This window comes from Leptospira koniambonensis (genome assembly GCF_004769555.1).
GTDB classification, from domain to species: domain Bacteria; phylum Spirochaetota; class Leptospiria; order Leptospirales; family Leptospiraceae; genus Leptospira_B; species Leptospira_B koniambonensis.
The window spans coordinates 26,857-49,695 of record NZ_RQFY01000004.1; the positions used below are offsets into that span (position 1 = coordinate 26,857).

Sequence of the window (22,839 nt, forward strand, 5' to 3'; positions counted from 1 at the left end):
TAGTTCTGAAAGGAATCCTTGTAAAACCCGAAGAGATTTTATCCTTCGGGTTTTCTTATTTTACCTCAAACCAAATCTATTCTCCCTAAAAGGGGAACAAACTTCACAGGCAATCTGTTTGTTTCTTCAAAGTGATTTTGTTTTTTTCTTAATGTAAGAAGATATTGTACTTCTTCTTTCCATTCTACCGGAAGAACGGCGGTCCCTTCTTCCGGTAGAGATTCAAAGACTAAACTTCCGGGTCCTGGGATTTTTGGGAAACATGCAGAAGACACAAACTTGGAAAATTTCCCTTTTGTTTGAGTGAGGAGTAACGCGTCTCCAAATAGGATCTTATTTCTTTTAGTAAACCCTGGAGACCAACTTTCTAAAACTTCTAAAGATCGTTCGTATAATTCAGGAATGATCTCTGATGAGATCAGTTTTGCTCCGAGCGAATCTAAAATTGCGGCTAAATATCCAGAACCTGTGCCTATTTCTAAAATTATATCTCCGGATCTAACCTGGAGTTGATCAGCGATATAGGCGACTATATATGGTTGGGAGATAGTTTGTTCTTCACCGATCGGAACTGCTTTATCATCGTAAGAATATTCTCTAAATTTTTCAGGAAGGAAAATATGTCTGGGAACTTTTAGAAATGCAGAAAGTAAATTTGGGTCCTTGATCCCTCTTTCTAAAATTTGGGTTCGAACCATTCTCTCTCTTGCAAGAACAGTCCCCTCATCATCAAATTTGGAGACGAAGCCTAAATCAGGATTTTCCATTGACGTATAGGCCCGGCTCAGTAGTTTGGTTATGGGTTCGGCTTTGTAGCTCAGTCGGTAGAGCAGAGGACTGAAAATCCTTGTGTCGGCAGTTCGATTCTGCCCGAAGCCAAAACCCGATTATCCGTTCTTCCTTTCCTCTCCCAATTTCCATAATTCTGTAAATACCAGATCCTCTACTTGTTTGCAAAGTTCGGGCTTATATAATTTTTTTACCGGCGGTTTAGGGTAGATATGTATCTCGTCCGTGTCCGGTATATAAGTAAGCATCCGTAAAATCTGGTCCTCCCCTTCGATTTCGTACATCGTGTAGGACATCCCCTTTGCTGGGATGATTTGAGAAGTTTCCAAGTATTTCATGATTCTACCGCTCTATCAAGTCTAGATCTTTTGGAAAGAGATTTATTCTGTTCATTGATAAGGTATTCCAAACCCACGAGTAAGGGCTAACCGCGATCATAGCATCTGGAGTTTTTATATCCGAGACAACCCGAAGCAGTTACGTATAATATCGCACAAAATTTCAGGAAGAGGCAAAGGATCTCTTAAAAGAAAATCCTTCGCTCTCCTGAAGTTTCATGTTTGAAAGTTCTGGAGTATTTCCAAGATTACTTTAATAAACTCTCCGAATTCGCTCAGAATCTTTAAAACTATAAGTATCAGTTTCAAGTTCATAACTCTCGTTTCTCCTTGGCTTTTTGTGCCACAGTTTTAGAATAGCAAGACTGCCAATTATCGGAAAAGATCCGATGTCGTAAGTCCTCACCCTTCTATTAGTAAGTTTCTCCCAAAATTAGCATTTGTAAGGATATCGGAGGAAATTTTTAGATTTCTTTCCGAAGCTTCCAAACTCAGAATCTCGAGCTATTTAATTAGTAGCGACTTGCTATCTTGTTTTTCTCCAAACAATCCCGTGAAGAGAAGATGAAGTACAATGGATTTCTCTATGATTAGCAATTTTTGAGCCTCCTTTTATGATTTTGGCGAACGTAATATAGTAAAGTTCCCCGACTTATCAACTCCAAGCGGGAGAAATTTCCCTTTAAAATACACTAATGGGAGATCTTTGTCGAGGTCTCAAAAGGACGCATCTGGCGATGGCGATCCTGGTCTGTATTTTAGGTAAAATTTCCTTGAGAGAGAGGAGTTTTCCCCGTTCTAAAAACCCTTAGCGGCTCTGCGCCTCTGTGTGAGAAAATGAATGCAATAAAGTTTCACATGGAGGCTTGGAAATAAAGAAAGGTATTCCTTTCAGAACCTGCGAAGGATCGTAGCGTAAATCCGGCGATGCACCATCGTAATATCGCATTAGTATTAAATTAGAAAACTGTTATGGTGCTTCGCTGATTGAAGCGTAGAGCCTGACCCGAGCGTTTGCGAGGGACGCGGCCAAAATAGGCGCATTAAAAAGCTTGTACTAAAAAGCCTTTTCCTATAATCTTTCCCAATGACTCGGTCCTCTCTTAGAACTGACGGGACTTTTCTTGTCGGGATCACTGGGATGATCGGTGGAGGCAAATCCACTGCTGCTCGGATCTTAGAAGAGTTGGGCGGAGTTAGGATCAGTGCTGACGAGATTGCACGTAAATATACGGATCCAGACAGCCCGATCTCTAAGGAACTGATAGATTCCTTGGGTCCAGAAATCCTGGATGAGTTTGGTAAGATAGATCGAAAAAGGATCGCCACGTTGGTATTCGGTAATCCCGAAAAACTCAAGATCCTAAACTCTTTGACCCATCCAAGGATACGTAAGGAGTTTTTGGAAGTTCTGGGTGGCTTGAAAGAAGCAAGCCTGGTGCTGTGGGAAGTCCCACTTCTATTTGAAACCGACTCCTATACACTTTGTGATGCTACTGTTTGTGTGATCTCAGACCCCGAAGTTTCTTTAGAAAGGACAGTAAAAAGGGACGGGATCAGCAAAGAAGAAGCGGAAGCCAGGGCAAAAAGCCAGCTTTCACTTCAGGAAAAAGCGAAGAAGGCCGACTATTCCATTAAGAACACAGGGGATTTGCTGGACCTTCGTAAAGAATGCGAATATTTGTACGCTGAGTTAAAAGGAAGAATGAAATGAAGGAAAAAATTTTCTACGTCATCAATCTGGACAATAAAAGGATCTCCCTACTCTCTCTATTTTTAGTGGGACTTCTTTTTTCATTCTTCTTCTTAGGAGTTTCCGTAGGTAGAAAGAGAGGCCAAGTGCAAGACGACCTGGCTCTGAACTCCAATAGAGATAATATACAATCCTTATCTTCTTCCACAGTAAACCAAGCTATGGAAGAATCATCGGCGACTTCTAATATTAAAAAAGAAGAAGAAGTTAAATTTAGAAATCTTCCTCCTGGTGCAGAAGTTGTGGACCTAAGATCTGATATTTCTCCTGCAAAAAAAGAAGAACCATCTAAAATAGAAGTAGAAGCTCCATCTTCTTCTCATCCTGAAAAAAAATTAGTTCGGAAAGAAAAGGAATCCAAGAAATCAGTCCATACTTCTCCTCGTAAGGCGGCAGTCCACAAGGCTGATAATGATTTTTTTGTCCAAGTAGCGGCGTTCAAGACTAAAGAAAAGGCAGATGAACTCAAGTCGTCTTTAGGTGGGAAGTCCTACGTGAAAAAAACCAAAAACGGTTATTTTACTGTTCGTATGGGAAATTTTCCGTCCAAAGATGACGCTGAAAAATCCATGAAAAAACTTCCGGGCAACTTGAAAGAAAACGCTTTGGTCTCTAAGGAATAATTTTTTTTCCATATTCCGCCGGCCGATCTTCTATATTTTTTCAATTGACCCAGGAACCGTAAAACCCCAAGTTCGTTGTTAACAGAAATGGATCTGAAAGAACTCGAACCAGTTCGTCTTGCCGTTGTCAGATCCACAATCGAAAGATTGCGTCATACATATTCGGATCTTTTAACATCGATTAAGGGATACGACGGAATTCCTTCCTTTTTCGAAAACAATCTTTATGCTCCTACCAATAAAGAAGAAAGAGATAATGCACTCGAAAGTTTATACGAAAAATTGAAAACGGTCGCGGGTAAGTCCATGACCGACAATATCCATCAGATTATTCTACTAAACAAACTCACCGATTCGTTAGATTTCGATACTGCAAAAGTAGTGATCGAAAACAATCTAATGGAGAATGGAGAAATTCCTCAAGAAAGCCTTTATGCAGCCTTGGGTGCGACCGGCAGATTCGAAGATAGAAGAGCTCAGATCAGCATGGTGGGAGATACTCTAAAGTTTTTCTTCTCTCTTTCAAAACTTCCTATGGTAAAACTCATCATGGCACCGATCAAAGTTGCAGCATCCATGGTAGGAGCTACTTCTTTAGTAGATACTATGGAAGCAGGTTATAATCTATCTTCAAAGATAAAAGATTTACAACCATTCATTGATTCATTTATAGATAGAGAAAACAGACTTTTAGGTAAACTGATCAACGGCGAAAAACACGAGCCGATCCAATTTTAATTTTTCCAAAGAACTCCTTTTCGGATTCCCTCTTGCCTTTTTTTAGATTTCCTAGATCCTTTGCTCCGGCCGGATCTTTGGCCTTGGGGCAAACTCATGTTTATAGGACATTATAGCGTTTCTTTCGCTTCTAAAAAAGCAGAGCCTAAAACTCCTCTTTGGGCGAGTTTTGTGGGAGTTCAGTTCGTAGATATTCTGTTTATGATCTTTATTTTATTCGGGATCGAAGGTATCAGATTCGTTCCTGGTTTTACTGAAGTAAATAATTTTGATCTTTATTATATGCCGATCACTCATAGTTTAGTGGGAGGAATTGGCTGGTCTATCTTATGTTTTTTGATATTTAAATTCGTTTTTCTAAGATCCAAACCATATTCAGATTCTTTAAAGAACAAAATTTCAGGACTTATCGGTTTAACAGTTCTATCTCATTATTTTTTAGATCTTCCAATGCATACAAAGGATCTACCTATTCTATTTGATTCAGGTCCAAAAATAGGTTTCGGTCTTTGGCATTATAGAACTCTTTCCATCGCAGCAGAAGTAACTCTTACATTGATTGGTTTGATCCTATATTTTAGAGCAACTAAACCTGGCCCTACATTTGGTGGAAAATACGGAATGCAGATCTTTGGTGGAATACTTTTGGTCTTAGCGATTGCTACTCCTTTCTTCCCACCTCCACTTGCAATTCCTGAACTTTCTATCCAGGGATTGGTAGGTTATGCCATTCTTGCTTGGGTCGCTGGCTGGCTGGACGGCAAAAGATTGCCAGCTTGATCTTAATTTTTAGAGGTATTTCTTAATTCGTGAAAAATAAAATTCATCCATTCTTAGGAGCATTCGGTCTTTGCGTTTTAGTTATAGCTATAGGTTTTGGAATAGGGATCCTGTTTGCGATCCTTCAATCCGCAGCAAATTTGAATTTAGACGCAAAGATTATCGCGGCAGTTGGAAACTCAGCTTCTTTTGGTCTGGCAATTTGGTTCGGTCTTAAAATTTCTGAAAAAGATTATACGGAAGTTTTAAGACTCAGATCTCCAAAAGTTTTAGAAGTAATCAGTTTTGCGATCACTGCAATTGGTTTTTCCTTTCTTCTTTCCGAAGTGGATAATCTGTTTTCGATGTATTTTCCTAAACCGGATTTCATTATAAACTTATTCCAAGGATTGTTCGATGGTGAGAATGTATTCTTAGCCGCGATCTTACTTTCTGTAGTAGCTCCACTCACCGAAGAATTCATGTTTAGAGGAGTGATCTTAGATAAATTTTTAAGAAAGTATTCTGTAATATCTTCTTTCCTTCTCTCTTCTTTTTTATTCGGGCTAATCCATATGAACCCTTGGCAATTTATCGGATCCAGTATCTTAGGTATCTATATGGCTTGGGTGGTCTATAAAACAGATTCGATCTGGAACTCTATTGTAATTCATGCAGTCTTTAACGGAATTCCTCTTATCGTACTACACGGATTGAAACTCGAGATCCCGGGTTTTTCAGCACCAGTTGTCGGAAAAATTCAGATCCTACAACCTCTCTGGCTAGACCTTTTGGGTTTACTGATTACTTGTTTTGGGCTATCTTTAACATTCTTTTTATTTAGAAGCAGGAACGAAAAAACCGTATAAGCTAACAATCCGAAGACTCATTTTTTCTATTCGGATTACAACTGTGTAGTTTTTTCGTTTTTAGAAGTCGAACAGTATTGGCCGAAACATCTCGGCCATTCGTATATTCGGGTCACTCCGTTAGAATTAGAAAGGCAAACAAACAATGGTGGAAAACTCCGTCCAAACTACAAATTTTTCCGAGAAGGGAGCGATCAGCATCAACAGGATCCGAATTGGATTTTCTATAGTGATGCTTTTTGTGAACGTTTTGGCTTTATTCTCTCAAGGTTCCAGTTCTCAAACCAGTACACTCATCAACTTCTTAATAGAGCTCACAGTTTTCGGTTACGGGGTCACTCAGATCTATTTACTCAAAAAAGGAAAACTCAAAAGTTCTTTTGTAACTCTCTGTGTATTCTTAGATATTTTAATGTATTCACTCATCTTCATCACTGTAACCATTTTTGCTGCGAATGCAGAAGCGATGGTCGGAACATTGAAGATGCCATTCTTCATCATGTTATATTTTTTCGTGATGATCTATTCAGGACTTCTTCTTTCCCCTAAAACTACTTTGATGGTTGGGTATCTAGCATTGATCGGAACATTCTCCATGGATTATTTCGCATGGTTGAATGGAGTAGAGTTCAAATATAATACCGACAAGGCGACTGAGATCTCCGTATTTTTTGAGATCATACGATTTGTATTTTTCGTTTTAGGAATTCATATCTTAACTTCGGTAGTAAAATTTTTAGTTTCAGTTTCAGATGTGGCAATCAAGTCCACCGTTGAGGCAGAAGCAAAAAGTGAAGAAGCGGAGAAGGCAAAAGATAGAATCACTAGCGAAGCTTCTACACTAAACAAAAATACTTCAGAGATGAAAAACGAAATGGATACTCTGAACTCAGAGATCCAAAGCCAGGTTTCTAGTATGGAACAGATCAGCGCGTCTTTAGAAGAATTGGCAGCATCTACAGATAGCGCGGCTGAATTTGTAAAGGCTCAGTTCGGGAAAATAGAAGAGCTGAACAAAGAGAGTGATACATTAAATTCGATCTTAAAAGAAGTGCGCATCTCAACGGACTCTCTCTCTAAAACAACTGAAGAATCCAAAGTGTACAGCAAAGATGTTTCCGGAGCAATGGAAGTATTGGGAAATAATTTTGGAGAAGTGAGTAAATCCTTCCAAAAAGTCCAAGATGTAAACGATATCATGAGAGAGATCGCGGACAGAACCAATTTACTAGCATTAAATGCTTCTATCGAGGCAGCAAGGGCTGGAGAACATGGAAAAGGATTCGCGGTAGTTGCGCAAGAAGTAGCAAAACTTGCAGACAGTGCTTCTGAAAACGCAGCCACAATTTCTAAAATTATTGGAGAAGCGGCAAAACTGATCACAAACGGAAACACAGCTGCAGAAGAAACAAAACGAAAAGTTTCCGTACAAGAATCTGGATTTACTTCTATAGTAGACAACCTTGGCCAATTGAGATCCAGAGTGGAAAACCAGGGAAAAATCCATGAGTCCTTCCTAAAATCTTTCCGCGAACTATTCGATCTATCCAGACAGATCGAATCCATTGCGAGCGAGCAGAAGAACGGAACTAAAGAAGTAGTCCAGGCACTTTCTTCTATCGAACAATCTTCGAATATCATTTCGGAAGGTTCTAATAGAATGAGAGCCAGCTTAGAGGAACTTTCGGAACAATCCAAAAGATTAGTCGTTCAGTAAAGACTCGCCGGGCAGTTTTTAGAAGTTCAATATTCTTGACTTCCCGGCATCCGTTGAAACACTGACTTTCGTAACCCATTCGCGAGTGTGGTGAAATTGGTAGACACGCCAGATTTAGGTTCTGGTGCAGTAATGTGTGGGGGTTCGAGTCCCTCCACTCGCAAAAACTTTCCTCTTTAAAATAATCAAACATTCTAATTGAACAAAACTCGAGGGACTCGAAGCTTTTGAGCGAAAGAGTTTGCAGCGACCCATAGGGAGCGTAAGCAAACTCGTCCCAAGCCATGGATGGCGAAGGGCGCGAAAAAGACGCCGTGGAGCAAACTTTGCCAGGAAGGCAAAGTGCGTAACGGCGAGTCCTCTCCAATTGCAAAATCTCAAAACCCTTTCTTTTTTTTGATAGTCATTATTCTTAATATATCAAAAAACTTTTACAATGAATCGTTTATTAGTTATTTTTTACTTACTAATCCTGAAGAATTTAAGTATCTTCGCACTCCTATAAAGTCCGTTATTTCCGAATTCGATAAACCCAATCTACTTTTTACGACAGGAGAAAGTAAGGAATTTGTAGCAAAGATCGAAAATGGAATTTATCACTTTCAATCTTTTGATGGTAAGAGTAGGCATATAAAGTCACTTTTTACTATACCTTATGAAGGAGATTTTGAGATCGAAGCTTCTGTGTTAGGAAGAAAAGATAAACCTCAGTTTTATGTAGGAATTGCGCTTGTGGATTTAAACGATGGAGAAGATTTTATTGAATCAACTGTAAATTTGAACGGATCCTTCTCAATAGACAATCAAGAAAAATGGATACTACGTTACTCAGATCGGAAAAACAAAAATGATAAATTCCAAATCATAACGATACGAAAAATAGGATCTGATCTTTTTTTCTTTCTGGATGGATCATTCCGTTACAAGCATACGATTGGAAAAGTCAAAAACTTCAAGGTTGCGATTTCGACGGGAGATTCGGATAGGGGTTCCATTGAGTATTTCAAAATTATAAGATATTAGAGCCTAATTATTTTTGATTTTAATTATTGAGTATAAAATTATATGAATCTTTTTAAAAAAACCTTTCTAATTGCCTTCATTGCAAGCTTATTATCTGCCGCATGTAGTTCGACAGAACACAGAGACCATGCACAAGACTTCTTCATTGAAGAAGCATACATAGACTACCCGATCCATCTATTAGCGAGATTCGGAAACACCAACGGAATCGAAAAACTATTCAAAAATAACTATTCGGCTATTGACAGAGTTTCTCCTCCAGATGATTGGACAGCCTTAATGCTTGCTTCCGCGTACGGTCATTTAGATACCGTTAAATTTCTAATCTCTAAAGGCGCTAAGATCGATTTTCGCTCAGAAAAGTGCGGATGCACAGCTTTATTAACAGCAACGCATCAACAAGAAACGAATGAAAATCACTACAAGGTAGTGGAATTTCTACTGTCAAAAGGAGCTGATTCAAATGCAGTCGATAACCTAGGTGACGATGCATTAATAGTACCGGTAAAAAATAAAAAATATGAAATAGTCAAATTGCTTCTTACAAAACGTAAATTCAATCTATCAAGAAGAAATAAAGAAGGCAGATCTGCCATGGATTACGCTAAGGACAATGAGGACACAGAAATGATAAAGATTCTGGAATCCCACTCTAATATTAGCCGTTAATATTAATTTCATAAAAAGCTAAAAGTTTTATAAAAAATCGGTTATCTTCAAGTAATCGAATATCAGGTATTCCAACTGATTAATATTAGAATAAAATACCTCTCTCGCAAACCGCGAAGGATCGAGCCGGGGTCAAAAAATCGTGCATACGAATTTTTGACCGGAGGTGAGAGCCTGGCCCGAAGGGCGCGGCCCCCTACTCCTTCTTCCAACTCTGGAAGAGTGGCAAAATCGCCTCTGCTAAGGCAAGGTCCGACTTTTCTGTAATTTTCAGATTATAAGGATTAGATTCCACTAATTTAGAACCAATCCCATGTCCTTGCGTCCAGGTGCATAGATCTGTCGGTTCTGTTGTGGATGGTTTTTCCAGGATCTTTTTCAGGATATCTCCACGAATTCCTTGCGGAGTTTTCATGAACCAGATCTTCTCGCGGTTTAAAAATTTGAGGCTGTCTTTTTCTTCTTCTAAAACTGTTTCATGATTTTTAGAAGCAAGTGTTGCCACACCAAATTCTTCTGTGGCACTAGATAATCTATCCAGATCATCCGGAGAAATGAAAGGTCTTGCAGCATCGTGGATCAGAATGATATCATTTGCAGAAAATTGAATGCTGGATATTCCAGCTAATGTGGAGCCGTGTCGAGTGTCCCCGCCTTCTACAATTCTATCTCTTTCTCTAAATAAGGGAGAACAAAGTGTTTCGGATTTTAGGATATAATCTTTATGAGATACGAGGATGATACTTTTAGTTTTTCCCCAATCTAGAAAAGTTTCCAGACTATGAAGTAAGATCGATTTTCCGTTTAATTCTAAAAATTGTTTCGGAATATCTGACCCTATCCGGGAGCCTGTTCCTCCCGAAAGAAGTAGTAGATAAATATTACCCGAGGGAAACCAGGAGTTCATTTTCTAGGATTTGTTCCAGAGTTTGTCTTTGTCTTACAAGTTTGGTTGTTCCGTCTGTATCGATCAATACTTCGGAAGTTTCCGGATAAGAATTATAGTTCTTTGTAGACATTGAAGAACAATAAGCTCCTGTTCCTTCCATCACCACTAAGTCTCCGATCTCAGGAGTATGCGTGGTCCTAAGTTGGGGTCCACCTCCTTCTTCCTGAGTGATCAAGTCTCCACTTTCGCAACAATGTCCTACGTATACAAAGTCACCGGTCTTTTGTTCGGAGTTTTCTTTTTGTGAAATGACGATCAATGGATGTTTTGCTGCATATAAAGCAGGTCTTGTATTCACATCCATTCCCATGTCTAGTTTTACGAATGTATATCCACCATCTCCAGTGGAGATAATATCATCTACCTGAGTAAGGATTGCTCCGTTATTCACCATTAAGAAGGAACCTGGCTCTATTTCCATTTTGAGCTGGATGCCTTTTTCTTTGGCGTAATTTTCGAAAAGTTCTTTTACAGGTTTTCCAATACTTTGAGGATCAGTTGTTTTTTCGCCGATCATTCTTCCCACTTTGAAACCACCGCCCAGATTCACGGTCCTACAATCTGGGAATTGTGCTGCGATCTCTAAGGTATAATGAGCAACTGCCTTCCAAACTTCTGGATCGGAACCGGAACCTATATGAGTATGAACTCGGACCAGTTTGAGTCCGTATTTAGAAACGATCTCTTTTACTTTTCCGATCTCTTCATGCCAGATACCGAAGGAGGATGTTTTACCTCCTACATCAGTCTTCTTAGTAGCTCCGGAACCTAAACCAGGATTAAAACGAACGCTTACTTCTTTCCCTGGGAAGTTTTTTCCGAATTCTTCCAGCTGCCTGAGAGAACATGCGTTGAATTGAACTCCTTGTGGGATCAAATCCTTTAAGGATTTTGCTAATTGCTGAGAAGTGAGTAGAATATCAGAAGGTTTGAATCCTGCGAGTATCGCACGTTTCACTTCGTGTTCAGAAGATGCGTCTATATGTATGCCCTTCTTCTTTAATATTTCCAGAACTGTTCTGCCTGGATTTGCTTTCATTGCGAATCGAACGGTCAGACCGAAAGCGTTAGGAAAGGCAAGTGTATCATCGCAACTTTTTTCGATTCCTTTGCGAGAGTACACAAAAAGTGGGGTTCCGAAATTTGTTGCGATTTTTCTAGCTTCTTCGGGGGTCAAAAATTTAAGATTTTCTATTGATTGCATAGGGTTAGAGGGTTTTCTAGATAGTTCTAGGCCATCTTTTAGAGCGGTCCGGGTTTTTTCAAAGGCAAAATTCTGATATGGCAGGCAAAATCACTCATCTCGAAGCTCTTTCCCAAGTCTGCAAACATCTGGATCACGGAACCGCAGAACAAAGAAAGATCGCAAAACTTTTAAGAGAAGAAGGTACCCGTAAGTTTGCCAATATAGGTGCGATTGCTCCTGACATTTTTTATTTTTATCATGTTCTTTCTCCCGTTCGCACCAAAAAGGCCCTGCCTTGGGGAGACCTAAGCCATCATGAAAACGTTTTGGAATTGATCCTGAACTTTTTAGATGGGGTCCTCACTGTTGAGGAAGGAATTTATAGAGATCGTTTTCTTGCATTCACCCTAGGTTATATCATCCACTGCGCTGTGGATATCGTCACCCATCCTTATATCTTTTTTATCTCCGGAGATTATTATAATGCTGATAAAGAGATCAGCTCCAAGGCTCAGTACAATCATATGAGAGTTGAGTTCGCTTTGGATTCTTGGCTTTTGGATTTCAGATGGGGAATGACTCCTAAAGCGTATGACTTTGTGCAACATGTAGATGTGATTTTCAAAGGTAAAGATGGGCAGAAAAAAATGGATCCTATGCTTTGGAACTTTTGGTTAAAAAGTTTAAAGGCAACTTTCCCGAAAGAATTTAAAGAAAAATATATTGGCTCCGAAGAAAAGATCATCCCAGGAGATATTCTAAACGAATCTTTCTTAGGTTATTTGTATTTTCATAGATACTTGGATTCCAGAAGTAAGATAGTAAGAGCAGCACTTAGTTTTTTAGATAAGATCACTTTGCATAAAGTAAATTCTTCCGTTCTAATGCTTCCATTAAAGGAACATATAGATAAAAGGATCATGAACGAAGAAAAAAGAGAATGGTCTTATCCTGCGGACCCTAATTTAATTCGTAATGATTCTTTCGTAGAATTGATCAATAAGGCTTGTGAATCTGCAAAAGATGCAGTTACAAATGCATGGGGTTATGTTCACGACAAAACTTCTCGTTCTTCTATGATCAAAGAATATCAAGGATATAATCTAGATACTGGACTTAGGTTCCATGGCATAGATAAGATGCGCCAATTTTCGCCTTTATAAGAAATCAGAAATAAGACCAAATGAAACACGAACCAGTAGATTTTTTCACAAGATATTTCGTAGTACTTTTTAGAGACAGGATCCAATCTCGTTTGGATTCTTCTGATCCTGTTCGTAAACTTTTATATCTTGTTTTGGGACTTATTTTCTTAAACGGATTTCTATTCGTATTCTCTATCAAAGATATTTGGCAGGTCCCTAAGGCGGATCGTTACGAAAAACCTTCTCTACTTTTCGGACTTAATACGGAAGGAAAATACGAACCAATCGCAGAGTTTTATAGATTTTCCAGAGTTGTAATCACTGACGAAGATCTTCCTGGTGGTTTCGAAGATAATAAAGTCATTCGTTGTTTTGTTTCTACAGAAGATAATAATTTCAGATCTCATAAGGGATTAGATCTTCGAGGGATATTCAGAGCCACAATGGTCAACCTTCTTGCAGGAAGAGTAAAAGAAGGTGCATCTACTATCACTCAACAGGTTGCCAGATTAAAATTCTTAAACACTGAAAGATCTTTCTTACGTAAAGCAAGAGAAGCTTGGCTCGCATTACTCTTAGAATTAGTATTCGATAAGAAAACCTTAATAGGCATCTATCTAAATGAGATCCCACTTGGTCATGGAACCATCGGCGTAGGTGCAGCAGCAAAATTCTATTTCAGAAAAGATATCAAAGACTTAAGCTGGGGAGAAGCAGCACTTCTCGCAAGTTTGACCACAAGACCTAAAGAATTTTCTCCCTTAGTGAATCCAAATACATCTGCCTCAAAAGTAAGGGTTGTATTCAAAAAGTTGGTAGAAAACGGGATCCTAGATGTGGACACAGCAGAAAGGGAGTTCGAAGCATTTTCCGAATATTATATAACCTTAAATCGTTCTCCTAACGACTCTGCATTCTCAGATCGTCTTAACAAATTCCCTTATTTTACGGAATATGTGCGTAAGAACCTGGCTCGTTATATTCCTTCTCAGCAGATCTATGAGGGCGGTTTAAAGATCTATACCACCCTAAACATACAGCACCAATCCCAGGCAGAAAAGGCTCTTGCTGCAGGTTTGAAACAACAAACCCAATTGTCTAACCAAAGGGCTTTTACTAAAATAGATTCATTCGAAGATTCCTATGGCTCTACCTATAAACTTTTAGCAGAACTTCATGATCTTCCTGAATTCAAATTTAGGATCTCCCGTTCTTATAGAACATTCAACAGAGCTTGGCAGGAAGAATTTAGGGACGATTTAGCCGTCTTAAATTTAATCTCAGGTACAGAAGGTTTGGGAGAAGCAATCGATTGGAATTATAGGACCCAAGCTACCGAAGACCATCTACTTCCTGTAGAAGGTGCGTTAATTTCCATTCGTCCAGACACAGGCCATATCACCGCAATGGTAGGAGGTTCTGGATTTAGATCTGATAACCAACAGATCCGTGCATTCCAAGCATACAGACAACCGGGCTCCGCATTCAAACCTTTAGTGTATGCTTCTGCGATGGAATATTATCATGAACATCCAGATGATAAGAAAAATGTTACTGCTGCTTCTTTATTTGATGACTCCCCTCTCCAATATGTTTTGGAAGATGGAGATGAATGGAACCCAAGCAATTATTCAGGAGAATATTCCGGCTTTATCCGTTTAAGACAAGCACTCGAACTTTCTAGAAATAGTGTTGCTGTTCGATTACTGGAACATACTGGTCTTAATAATCTTCTACCAAGGCTCGAAAAACTTTTACAAGTAGAGAATAGAAATCTTCCAAGAGACTTTTCAATCGCATTAGGAAGTTTTGAAGTTTCTCCTTACGAACTCGCAAGATCCTACGCAGTATTTGCTTCCGGAGGAAAACAAGTTTTCCCTCTCAGCGTTTTATATGTAGAAGATGAACAAGGAAATCTGATCAAAGATTTCAGAAAAGAATTCGAATCCAAAGAAAGGAAAAGATTACTCTCCCCTGAAACTAGTTACGTCATCACTTCCATGATGGAAGATGTGATCAAAAAAGGAACAGGAACAGGAGCAAGATCTTACGGACTCACTCGTCCTGCTGCAGGAAAAACAGGAACTACAAATAATTTTAGAGATGCTTGGTTTGCAGGTTACACTCCTGAACTTGTAGCGGTCGTTTGGGTGGGATATGATACAGGAACACTTTCACTCGGCAGAGGAATGTCAGGTGCAGTTGTAGCCGCTCCCATCTGGGGAAGATTTATGGCGAACGCACTTGTTAAAGAAAAATCTAAATCGTTCGATTTCGGAGACGCAAAAATTGTGCGTAGGACCATCTGCTCCATCTCCGGAAAACTTCCTGGGAGCCATTGTTACCAAACAGAAGAAGAAGTTTTTGATAAAGATACAGTTCCTAAAGAAGTCTGCGAAGACCATAGAGGAATGAGCGAGCCGGATCCGACTCCTACCCATACCGCAGACCCGGGAACGACCAAAAAGAAAAAACCGAACCTCTTTGAGGGTGACGAAGATGTAATCCGGTAGATTCTAAATGCAGTGTTCGCGATGTTAAGGCTGCGACGAATTTAAAATTTGACTTTGCGTAGTTTGATCTTTTGATTTTGTAAAATTTCTAAATTTTCACGCAAAGGCGCTAAGAAGAGAAGATTTTCAAACTAGTTAAACAAAAGGCTCTTTTTAGCTTCGCGGCTTCGCGTGGAAAAAAGACCACTAATTAATTAGCCAAGCTCGAAGAGTCCCAAATAAATATCCTATCTAGCAATTACTTTGCCTAAAACCTCTCTGTGGCTCTGCGTGAGACTTAAATTTATTTTCTTACAACCAAGTCGGTCCGGGGTCCGAAGAAATAAGATTCCCGGAGAGGGGGAGCGGAAGACGCAAAGCGGCTGAAGCGAGGGGGACCCTCCCCCTTATATCTTCTCTTATCCACCTTTTACAAAAAGAGTTGTCGATTTCGGAACCGCCCACCAAATAGATGAATCAGCAGTCAGGAGTAACAGATGGCCATCGGTAAGGATAATAATAACAGCGTAATCGGCCCAGGGTCCATATTTGAGGGCAAATTCTATATCGCTGGTTCCCTACGTATCGACGGAAAATTCGAAGGGGAAATTAAAACCGACGACGCATTATTTATTGGAGAAACTGGTAAGGTCCGCACTAACATTTCCGCAAGAGAAGTGATCGTAGCAGGAACCTTGATCGGAAACATTAAAGCGGAATCAGAAGTCCGCTTGGAAGAAACTGGACGTCTCTTAGGTGATATTATCGCTCCCGCTCTTTCCCTGGCAAAAGGTGTGGTAGCTAAAGGAAATATCACCGTAACTGGCGGCCAAAAGAAAGACGTTAAAAAGATCGTAGAAGAATCTTTTGGCGGCACAAGGACATTGGACAACGGAAAGGAAGAATAACTCTCAAACCCCGAGTTCTTTTTCCCACCTCTTAGATTTGTTCGAATCAAAAACTCGGGTGGTTCTCCACCCGATCGACCGATACTCATAGTATGATCTTCAAGAAGCCCAGGCAATTGACCGCAGGAAAAGAAATCCTCCGGACAGATAATTTCACCCTGATCTACCTGGGCGCTTTCCATTTCCATTATTCCTTTTATTTCAGGGGAAACCTATATCACGGGAACCTGGACTTCAGAAGACGTAAATTCCGCGTTATCCCTCTTGTTGCATCGGTCATTTTTATGGTCCTATTTTTAGGAATTTGGATGAGCCCATCTAATGCTTCTATGGAATCTGCTTCTACAGAAGTAACTGAGAACGATTCAGAAGACTTAAAAGCTAAAAAAGGCGACGAAAAGTTCTTAGAAGAATCTGAAAAAGCAAAACTCACTATCTTGATGGCAAATGAGATCAAGAGTGCTTCTGATAAGAAGAAACAACTTAAAGTAGTTACCTATAAAGTTAAAAGAAACGAAACACTTTCAGAGATCGCGACTCGTTATAAGGTCTCCATGGAATCCATCGCAGGTTCTTCTAATATCAATTTAGAAGACACACTGTATCCGGGACAAATATTACAGATCCCGAATAAACAAGGACTATTATATAAATTCAAGGCAGGAGATACCGTTGCTAAGGTAGCTTCTCTTTATAAAGTAAACCTAGATGAAATTTTAGAAGAGAATAAGCTGGATGATCTAGATATTCTTCGTCCTGGCCAAAAAGTTTTTCTTCCAGGAGCTGTGATCCCGGATCCTGCTCCTAAATGGGTGGTTCCTGTTACTTCTCATGTAGTAACTTCTAATTATGGATGGAGAACCTTCCCTCAGCATAAATTCCACGAAGCATTAGACCTAAAAGCAAATTACGAAGCAGTGATGGCTGCTCGTAATGGTAAGGTAGTATTCTCTGGCTGGATGGGTGGTTACGGAAACGCGATCGTGATCGAACATAACGACGATTTTAAAACATTATATGCTCATAATTCCAGGCTGAATGTAAAACGAGGAGACTATGTGGTTGCTGGTAAAAAGATCGCAACCTCAGGATGTACAGGTTACTGTTTCGGTCCTCACTTACATTTTGAAGTTATACAAAAGGGGAAATCGGTAAACCCTGGAAAATATTTAAAAGGCCTCAGTTATAAAAGAGGCTCTAAACCGAACCATTAAGATATTATGATATTTCGATCTTTCTTTTTTTTACTTAGTTTTGTTCTATATTTTGGCTGCGAGCCTTCTATTTCCGAACATCTGAATAAAAGGACCAATTCTCAATATTCTTCCACTCATGGTATCGAAGTATTTTTTAATACTTCCAGAGCGGTTAATCCAGGAACACAAGTTGCTTGTTCTAATTCTTATTTTCTGAATTTCGGGAATATGGGAACTCAATCTGGGTCCTGCGTAATAAATGTTCCTGCAGATAGAGAGATAGGCGCCCTACCCTTTGGTCTGGGAAACAAAGAAAAATCATTTCAATTTTTAGATCATAAACTTGGGATCCAAGGCAAGACCAAAGAAGAGCATGAAAAACTCTGGTGGAAACGAATTGAAGAAGATCCTTTCGAAGAAGTAATCGTGTTCGTTCACGGATTTAATGTAAACTTCGAAGAAGCAATTTTGAGAGCAGCTCAGCTCAAATACGATCTGAAATTCCCGGGTAAGGTGGCATTGTATACTTGGCCTGCGGGAGGAGATGGTTCCATGCTCGGGACCTTCTTCCTAAAAACCACTTACGAAAAAAATTTGGTATCTGCGAGAAGTAGCAGGGAATCTTTCAAAACCTTCCTAAAAAGAATGGCTGCTACCAATAAGAAGATCCATCTATTAGTTCACTCAATGGGACACCAAGTGGTCCTAAATTCAATTTCTGAACTTTCTAAAGAATCGGGAAACAAACCATTTCTAAAAGAATTAGTCTTGAATGCGCCTGATTATGATACAGGTGAGTTCATACTCATCTTGGACAGTTTATTAAAATCTTCTGAAAGGATCACATTATACTGCTCTCCCGGAGACTCAGCTTTATTTGCCTCTGCACAAATACACCAAACAGGAAGATTAGGGGCCTGCTCTAAATTTCCAGGTGTGGATGTGGTCAATGTGAACCCGATCGACTCTTCTTTATTGTCATTGGGTCACGGATATTATTCTTCCCGCCCAATCCTAACAGACCTATACCAACTGTTTTTAGGCCTGGGAGCGGAGAAGAGATTGTTCATCCGTAGGTCATACGGGAACGAAAACTATATTCTCCGAAATTAAATCCTTCTAAATTAGGAATCGATCCACTTGTACCAGGGATGGGGACATCCGTTTGCTAATGCACGTTAGACGATATATCAAAAACTTTCAAATTTTAGTCCGAAAGGATTAGAGAAGTTTTTATATACTGATAGTTGTTTCAAAAAAGATTACAGGTAATAACTGATCTTCACAAAAATCTCACTTATATTCGATTTTACTTGCAAGGATGGGTATAAATTTCGAGCCAACTTTTCCACAGATATTTTCACCTATCATTTTTCATTTATATGGTTGAAACAATCGGTTTTATTCGTAGATTAGAAGTATGCTCACAAAACCTAAGATCCTAGTTGTAGAAGATGAGATCATAGTCGCAGTTAACTTGGGCCAGAAACTTAAAAAATTAGGTTACGATCTTGTAGGCATCACATCCTCCGGAGAGGAGGCCATCCAAAAGGCAGAAGAAAATCATCCTGATCTGGTCCTAATGGATATCAATATAGAAGGGAATCTGGATGGGATCCAAACTGCGGAACTCCTACGAAATAGATTTCAAACACCTGTTATTTATCTTACAGCATACGCGGATGAGAACACTCTCAACAGAGCCAAAAGGACCCAACCTCTAGGTTATATTGTTAAACCGTTTGAGTCTGACCAACTCCGCTCTTCTATCGAAGTAGCTTTGTACAAAAACGAGCTGGAACATAGAAATCGCAAAAACGAAGAATCCTTAAAATCCACTTTAAACCAAATGGAATCGGGGATCATCACTACTGATGAGAATGGCCTAGTATTATTCTGCAATCCAGTGGCCGAAAAGATCGCAGGACTAAGCTACGCGGAATCCATAGGACTTTCTTTAACAAAGATCTTAAAATTAGAAGATTCAAACTTTTCTTCTTATACTCTTCCGCTTTCGGATGTATTATCTTCTAACCAAACAATTGAGAAAAATGGAATATTCGCTGTAGATGGGATCGGAAATAAAACTGCGGTATCTATTCAGATCTCCCCTATCTTAAACACAGAAGGAAAATCCAGCGGAAGTATCACTGTTCTTCGTTTGGGAGAATCGGATAATACAAACCAGTCTTACTTAAAAGAGATCCATCATAGGATCAAAAACAATCTTACTGTTATTTCTTCTCTATTGAGCATGAATGCTTCTAATCTGAAGGATCAAGAGACCTTGGATATTTTCAAGGACAGTCAGCATAGGATACAGGCAGTGGCCCTTCTGCACGAAGTGCTTTATGAAAACCACGATCTTTCATCTATTAGTTTTGATCTATATGTTCGTAAGCTTACCGACCTTTTATTCGAAGTGTATAAAATAGATCGTTCTAAGTTCAAACTAGCGTTGGATATCCAAACTCCTAAGATCCCAAGCGAGATGGGAATGAACTGTGCATTGATCATCAACGAACTTTTAACTAACTCATTCAAACATGGATTCAAAGGTATAGAGAGTGGTTCTATATTGATCCGTTTTAGTTTGAATGACGAACAATATTTCTTAGAAGTCAAAGATGATGGAGTCGGCTTGTCTGATGATATATTGGCCCAAACACGCAATTCAGGCTCTTTAGGACTTTCTTTGGTAGATTCTTTCGTAAAACTTCTAAGAGGAAAACTTAAGCTTGAGAACGAAAACGGCTGTAAAGTCACCTTAAGCTTCCCCGCAAGACACGAGACCTAAAAAACGTTTTACTCGTCGGCTGAATCGGATAACTCTGATCCCGATGAAGACAAACTTTGAATTCTTTGAAATCGTCGAGAGAGAAGACGGAGTAGCTATCGTCTTCTTAAACCGTCCCGACAAAAGAAACGCGATGAACTGGAGTTTCTGGAGAGACCTTCCTGATGTCGTACATGAAATTAACTCCAATCAAAAAATCAGATCCTTCGTAGTTGCAGCAAGAGGCAAATCATTCTCCACAGGTTTGGATCTGGACTCATTCTTCCAGGAATTTGGATCTGTAGTACAAGGTACTTATGGTGATGATCGTAAAAAATTCTACGAGCTGATCCTAAGAATGCAGAAAGGGATCAACGCAGTTTATGATTCTCCCAAACCTTCTGTTGCCGCAGTCCAAAAACATTGTATCGGTGGTGGACTCGATCTGATCTCCGCTTGTGATATTCGTTATGCAACCTACGATGCAAGCATCTCCTTAAGAGAAGCAAAGGTAGCGATCGTAGCAGACATGGGTTCTATCAATAGACTTCCTTCTATTATTGGACAAGGAAACACAAGAGAACTCGCATACACCGGCAAGGACATAGACGGAGAAGAAGCTCTCAGAATGGGGCTTGTCTCTAAATTGTTCAAGGACCAAGACCAACTTTTGGAAGGCGCAATCGCAACTGCTTCCGAGATCGCTGCAAATCCAAGAATAGTGGTAGAAGGTACTAAGGAAGTAATGAACTACTCCGAAGGAAAACCTTTAGCTGTTGGTTTGAACTATGTCGCAGTTTGGAATTCCAGTTTTATGGATTCCAGAGATTTTAGAGAAGCTATGAAAGCCTTTAAAGATAGAAAAAGGCCGGAATATAATAAGAACTGATAAAGCGCGCGTGGATGTGGGAACTCCTACAGACGATATAAATCCGTTTTGTGGAATTCCTACATCCTAATTAAACGTACAGATCCAAAAGTCTGGATCTACCTTCAGAAGCCTGTGCTTGCACTTGAGCCTCTACGTTCAGCTTCAAAAGTTTAGAATTCATATCTGACTGAGCTTGGAATATTTCTCTAGGCAGATTGGCGATTCTTTCGATCATGAGAGATTGGCTGGTTTGGCTACCGATTTCCATTTTCTTTACCTCGTTGAACTGGGGATTTTTTCTTTCCTTTGCCCCCGTTTCAATCATCGGTTGATCTGTGGAAAACTTGATTATTTTAGGAATTTTTTTAGCCTGTCCAGGTCGTGGGTTTTCGGGAACTGATCATAAGCGCCATCCATAGGGAAAGGCAGAGAGAATTTACTAAGGCGTTCAACCTATACAAAGAATCCCTGAATTTTACCCAAAATCCCAAAACCGTAGTAAAGGTAAAAAACCGCCAGGCTTGGTGCCAATATTATATTGGGAATACAAGGGAGACTCTGAATCTTTTCCAGGAATTGCAGGATCGTTTTTCGACTCATCCGGAAAGCAGACTCTATTATGCGAATTACCTCATCAAGGTCCATAATTTTAAATCAGCTAAAAAGATACTCACCTCTGCTATTGAGCTATTTCCAGACCAATTAGAATTATATCTAACTCTTGCGAGTTTATTAAAAGATACTGATAGATCGAATGAAGCGATCCAAGTATTAAAACAGGCATTATCTCAGGAAAAACTTTCCAGAGGAAGAGGAATCAAACGAAAAGATATTTGGTCTGAGCTTGGATATTTGTATTATCAGAGGGGAGATTATAACTCGGCCCTAGCTTCTTTAAAAACTGCCATGAGAATGGACGAAGAAGAAACATTCCTGCATTATGATATGATCGCTCAGTGTTATCTAAAAGTTTCGGATCATAAAAACGCACTTAAGTTTATAGATTTGTATATCAAATATTTCGGAGAATCGGACGCGGACATACTCGTTGTAAAAGCGAGGGCCCACGCCCAATTGCAAGAAAGTCACTTAGCCTGCGCATCTCTGCTACAGGCCTACTCCATGGAAAATGGCCTTAAACTTTCCGCAGAGGATATGGTGGATTTCGGTCCGCTATTGCAGACCGGTTTTTTTGATACATTAGAGAATGTTGAAATAGACGAAGCCTAATTATTTCGCCTCTAATTTTTTCTTAGCCAATTCTTGGATCTTCAGAAAATCTTCCGATTTCAAAGTATTTTTTTCTCCCACAGGAGAATTGTCTATTTCACTATGATTATGAACATAAGGGATCCCGATCTTTGATAGATCTGACTTATCGATCACAATTGTTTTTGTTCCTTTTGTAACAGTAAGATAATCGGATGCAGGGATCATCTTAGAATGATCTGCGCTGTTCTCGAGTTCCACCTTACCTTGGCAATGGCAAATAAGTGTTACATCATCTACTACAGTTGTATAAAATTTAGTTCCTCTTACACCCGCAGTAGTCGTTGGAGTTCCTAAACTTAAACCCTCACCTTTTACAAGCTTATTAGATAGAAGCCAAGATCTTCCTTTTTCTTGGAAAAACTTTTTGTCTGAATTGATATCGTCAAAGCGGAATTTGGAACCGGATTGAATTTCCAACAAAGAAGCATTTTCTCCAAAAGCGATCATTGCAGTTGCGCCTTCGTCTGTAACTAATACGTCACCATTTTGGATCTCTTTGTTCACTTCTGCCTTAGATTTTTTGGAACCTCTCTCTAAGGTTACATTACCTACAACAAATGTGATCACTCCTTTACCAATGTTTGCATCCTTTTTACCGCAAGAAAACAAAACACATGTTAAACCTAGAAAAAATAGAACTGATAATATTTTCATAGCCGTCGATTTTGAAGGTTCCTTTAAAGGAAGTAAATCGATTTTTGAAAAAGAAGACGGTCTTTTAATTATTCTAAACGAAGAAGGAAGCGAATAAAATTCTTATCTAAAC

22 protein-coding genes and 2 tRNA genes are annotated in these 22,839 nt (G+C 39.4%); 18 read left to right on the plus strand and 6 right to left on the minus strand.

Annotated elements, in window-relative coordinates:
• Positions 1-65: 65 nt before the first annotated feature.
• Entirely contained in the window at positions 66-767 is a 702-nt protein-coding gene (locus tag EHQ52_RS04135) for a protein-L-isoaspartate O-methyltransferase family protein (protein WP_135614022.1), read from the minus strand.
• A 39-nt stretch (positions 768-806) separates the two neighbouring features.
• On the opposite strand from EHQ52_RS04135, the gene EHQ52_RS04140 reads away from it, so the two are divergent.
• Positions 807-879: transfer RNA gene (locus tag EHQ52_RS04140), tRNA-Phe, on the plus strand.
• An 8-nt stretch (positions 880-887) separates the two neighbouring features.
• Here the strand turns inward: EHQ52_RS04140 and EHQ52_RS04145 are convergent.
• Positions 888-1,127 (minus strand): hypothetical protein, encoded by a 240-nt coding sequence (locus EHQ52_RS04145; RefSeq protein ID WP_008593308.1) that lies wholly within the window; start codon positions 1,125-1,127, stop codon positions 888-890.
• Positions 1,128-2,214: 1,087 nt separating this feature from the next.
• On the opposite strand from EHQ52_RS04145, the gene coaE reads away from it, so the two are divergent.
• The 9 genes from coaE (at position 2,215) to EHQ52_RS04190 (ending at position 9,278) form a co-directional block, all read left to right on the plus strand.
• Entirely contained in the window at positions 2,215-2,841 is a 627-nt protein-coding gene (gene coaE, locus EHQ52_RS04150; RefSeq protein ID WP_135614023.1) for a dephospho-CoA kinase, read from the plus strand.
• Complete coding sequence (locus tag EHQ52_RS04155) at positions 2,838-3,503, plus strand: SPOR domain-containing protein (protein WP_135614024.1); 666 nt, start codon at positions 2,838-2,840, stop codon at positions 3,501-3,503. Before coaE ends, EHQ52_RS04155 begins: the two co-directional genes overlap by 4 nt.
• Positions 3,504-3,590: 87 nt before the next feature.
• The gene (locus tag EHQ52_RS04160) at positions 3,591-4,241 is read left to right on the plus strand and encodes an FFLEELY motif protein (RefSeq protein WP_135614025.1); all 651 of its coding nucleotides are present in this window, start codon (positions 3,591-3,593) and stop codon (positions 4,239-4,241) included.
• Positions 4,242-4,337: 96 nt separating this feature from the next.
• A complete protein-coding gene (locus EHQ52_RS04165) occupies positions 4,338-5,021 on the plus strand; it encodes a hypothetical protein (RefSeq protein ID WP_135615642.1) in 684 nt (227 codons plus the stop codon).
• 29 nt (positions 5,022-5,050) lie between these two features.
• The gene (locus EHQ52_RS04170) at positions 5,051-5,869 is read left to right on the plus strand and encodes a CPBP family intramembrane glutamic endopeptidase (protein ID WP_135614026.1); all 819 of its coding nucleotides are present in this window, start codon (positions 5,051-5,053) and stop codon (positions 5,867-5,869) included.
• 145 nt (positions 5,870-6,014) lie between these two features.
• Positions 6,015-7,586 (plus strand): methyl-accepting chemotaxis protein, encoded by a 1,572-nt coding sequence (locus EHQ52_RS04175; protein ID WP_135614027.1) that lies wholly within the window; start codon positions 6,015-6,017, stop codon positions 7,584-7,586.
• Positions 7,587-7,667: 81 nt separating this feature from the next.
• A tRNA-Leu gene (locus EHQ52_RS04180) sits at positions 7,668-7,749 on the plus strand.
• Positions 7,750-7,928: 179 nt separating this feature from the next.
• Positions 7,929-8,609 carry a hypothetical protein gene (locus tag EHQ52_RS04185; protein ID WP_135614028.1) on the plus strand — a complete coding sequence of 227 codons (681 nt, stop codon included), beginning with the start codon at positions 7,929-7,931 and terminating at the stop codon, positions 8,607-8,609.
• A gap of 42 nt (positions 8,610-8,651) precedes the next feature.
• The gene (locus EHQ52_RS04190; RefSeq protein ID WP_135614029.1) at positions 8,652-9,278 is read left to right on the plus strand and encodes an ankyrin repeat domain-containing protein; all 627 of its coding nucleotides are present in this window, start codon (positions 8,652-8,654) and stop codon (positions 9,276-9,278) included.
• 196 nt (positions 9,279-9,474) lie between these two features.
• On the opposite strand, the gene EHQ52_RS04195 is transcribed toward EHQ52_RS04190, so the two are convergent.
• Both EHQ52_RS04195 and EHQ52_RS04200 read right to left on the minus strand, forming a co-directional pair.
• Positions 9,475-10,185, minus strand: a complete 711-nt coding sequence (locus EHQ52_RS04195) for an IspD/TarI family cytidylyltransferase (RefSeq protein WP_135614030.1) — start codon at positions 10,183-10,185, stop codon at positions 9,475-9,477.
• A complete protein-coding gene (locus EHQ52_RS04200) occupies positions 10,160-11,431 on the minus strand; it encodes a diaminopimelate decarboxylase (RefSeq protein WP_135614031.1) in 1,272 nt (423 codons plus the stop codon). Before EHQ52_RS04200 ends, EHQ52_RS04195 begins: the two co-directional genes overlap by 26 nt.
• Positions 11,432-11,508: 77 nt before the next feature.
• Between EHQ52_RS04200 and EHQ52_RS04205 the strand changes: the two genes are divergently transcribed.
• From EHQ52_RS04205 to EHQ52_RS04235, 7 genes are all read left to right on the plus strand, one after another.
• Positions 11,509-12,576 carry a zinc dependent phospholipase C family protein gene (locus EHQ52_RS04205; RefSeq protein WP_135614032.1) on the plus strand — a complete coding sequence of 356 codons (1,068 nt, stop codon included), beginning with the start codon at positions 11,509-11,511 and terminating at the stop codon, positions 12,574-12,576.
• Between the two features lie 20 nt (positions 12,577-12,596).
• Positions 12,597-15,071, plus strand: a complete 2,475-nt coding sequence (locus EHQ52_RS04210) for a penicillin-binding protein 1A (protein WP_135614033.1) — start codon at positions 12,597-12,599, stop codon at positions 15,069-15,071.
• Positions 15,072-15,547: 476 nt separating this feature from the next.
• Positions 15,548-15,958 (plus strand): bactofilin family protein, encoded by a 411-nt coding sequence (locus EHQ52_RS04215; protein WP_086446969.1) that lies wholly within the window; start codon positions 15,548-15,550, stop codon positions 15,956-15,958.
• A 92-nt stretch (positions 15,959-16,050) separates the two neighbouring features.
• Positions 16,051-17,172 carry a peptidoglycan DD-metalloendopeptidase family protein gene (locus EHQ52_RS04220; RefSeq protein ID WP_100711330.1) on the plus strand — a complete coding sequence of 374 codons (1,122 nt, stop codon included), beginning with the start codon at positions 16,051-16,053 and terminating at the stop codon, positions 17,170-17,172.
• Between the two features lie 6 nt (positions 17,173-17,178).
• Positions 17,179-18,267: an alpha/beta hydrolase gene (locus EHQ52_RS04225; protein WP_208653451.1), complete on the plus strand. Its 1,089-nt coding sequence runs from the start codon at positions 17,179-17,181 to the stop codon at positions 18,265-18,267.
• A gap of 307 nt (positions 18,268-18,574) precedes the next feature.
• Positions 18,575-19,951: a histidine kinase dimerization/phosphoacceptor domain -containing protein gene (locus tag EHQ52_RS04230; protein WP_135614034.1), complete on the plus strand. Its 1,377-nt coding sequence runs from the start codon at positions 18,575-18,577 to the stop codon at positions 19,949-19,951.
• A 43-nt stretch (positions 19,952-19,994) separates the two neighbouring features.
• Positions 19,995-20,819 carry a crotonase/enoyl-CoA hydratase family protein gene (locus EHQ52_RS04235; RefSeq protein WP_100711333.1) on the plus strand — a complete coding sequence of 275 codons (825 nt, stop codon included), beginning with the start codon at positions 19,995-19,997 and terminating at the stop codon, positions 20,817-20,819.
• Between the two features lie 70 nt (positions 20,820-20,889).
• On the opposite strand, the gene EHQ52_RS04240 is transcribed toward EHQ52_RS04235, so the two are convergent.
• Complete coding sequence (locus EHQ52_RS04240; protein ID WP_024864064.1) at positions 20,890-21,069, minus strand: hypothetical protein; 180 nt, start codon at positions 21,067-21,069, stop codon at positions 20,890-20,892.
• Positions 21,070-21,182: 113 nt separating this feature from the next.
• Here EHQ52_RS04240 and EHQ52_RS04245 point away from each other — a divergent pair, with 113 nt between their 5' ends.
• Positions 21,183-22,031, plus strand: coding sequence for a tetratricopeptide repeat protein (locus EHQ52_RS04245; RefSeq protein ID WP_086446975.1), 849 nt, complete (start codon positions 21,183-21,185; stop codon positions 22,029-22,031).
• On the opposite strand, the gene EHQ52_RS04250 is transcribed toward EHQ52_RS04245, so the two are convergent.
• Positions 22,032-22,727, minus strand: a complete 696-nt coding sequence (locus EHQ52_RS04250; protein WP_135614036.1) for a FecR family protein — start codon at positions 22,725-22,727, stop codon at positions 22,032-22,034.
• Positions 22,728-22,839: the final 112 nt, after the last annotated feature.

What these genes read in the sequence shown, in the direction of transcription:
- EHQ52_RS04175 (WP_135614027.1), top strand. Translation starts at nt 6,015, where the DNA reads ATGGTGGAAAACTCCGTCCAAACTACAAATTTTTCCGAGAAGGGAGCG.
- EHQ52_RS04225 (WP_208653451.1), top strand. Translation starts at nt 17,179, where the DNA reads ATGATATTTCGATCTTTCTTTTTTTTACTTAGTTTTGTTCTATATTTT.
- EHQ52_RS04220 (WP_100711330.1), top strand. Translation starts at nt 16,051, where the DNA reads ATGATCTTCAAGAAGCCCAGGCAATTGACCGCAGGAAAAGAAATCCTC.
- EHQ52_RS04165 (WP_135615642.1), top strand. Translation starts at nt 4,338, where the DNA reads ATGTTTATAGGACATTATAGCGTTTCTTTCGCTTCTAAAAAAGCAGAG.
- EHQ52_RS04145 (WP_008593308.1), bottom strand. Translation starts at nt 1,127, where the DNA reads ATGAAATACTTGGAAACTTCTCAAATCATCCCAGCAAAGGGGATGTCC.
- EHQ52_RS04190 (WP_135614029.1), top strand. Translation starts at nt 8,652, where the DNA reads ATGAATCTTTTTAAAAAAACCTTTCTAATTGCCTTCATTGCAAGCTTA.
- EHQ52_RS04205 (WP_135614032.1), top strand. Translation starts at nt 11,509, where the DNA reads ATGGCAGGCAAAATCACTCATCTCGAAGCTCTTTCCCAAGTCTGCAAA.
- EHQ52_RS04230 (WP_135614034.1), top strand. Translation starts at nt 18,575, where the DNA reads ATGCTCACAAAACCTAAGATCCTAGTTGTAGAAGATGAGATCATAGTC.
- EHQ52_RS04215 (WP_086446969.1), top strand. Translation starts at nt 15,548, where the DNA reads ATGGCCATCGGTAAGGATAATAATAACAGCGTAATCGGCCCAGGGTCC.
- EHQ52_RS04210 (WP_135614033.1), top strand. Translation starts at nt 12,597, where the DNA reads ATGAAACACGAACCAGTAGATTTTTTCACAAGATATTTCGTAGTACTT.
- EHQ52_RS04155 (WP_135614024.1), top strand. Translation starts at nt 2,838, where the DNA reads ATGAAGGAAAAAATTTTCTACGTCATCAATCTGGACAATAAAAGGATC.
- EHQ52_RS04200 (WP_135614031.1), bottom strand. Translation starts at nt 11,431, where the DNA reads ATGCAATCAATAGAAAATCTTAAATTTTTGACCCCCGAAGAAGCTAGA.
- EHQ52_RS04240 (WP_024864064.1), bottom strand. Translation starts at nt 21,069, where the DNA reads ATGGAAATCGGTAGCCAAACCAGCCAATCTCTCATGATCGAAAGAATC.
- coaE (WP_135614023.1), top strand. Translation starts at nt 2,215, where the DNA reads ATGACTCGGTCCTCTCTTAGAACTGACGGGACTTTTCTTGTCGGGATC.
- EHQ52_RS04135 (WP_135614022.1), bottom strand. Translation starts at nt 767, where the DNA reads ATGGAAAATCCTGATTTAGGCTTCGTCTCCAAATTTGATGATGAGGGG.
- EHQ52_RS04160 (WP_135614025.1), top strand. Translation starts at nt 3,591, where the DNA reads ATGGATCTGAAAGAACTCGAACCAGTTCGTCTTGCCGTTGTCAGATCC.
- EHQ52_RS04250 (WP_135614036.1), bottom strand. Translation starts at nt 22,727, where the DNA reads ATGAAAATATTATCAGTTCTATTTTTTCTAGGTTTAACATGTGTTTTG.
- EHQ52_RS04195 (WP_135614030.1), bottom strand. Translation starts at nt 10,185, where the DNA reads ATGAACTCCTGGTTTCCCTCGGGTAATATTTATCTACTACTTCTTTCG.
- EHQ52_RS04235 (WP_100711333.1), top strand. Translation starts at nt 19,995, where the DNA reads ATGAAGACAAACTTTGAATTCTTTGAAATCGTCGAGAGAGAAGACGGA.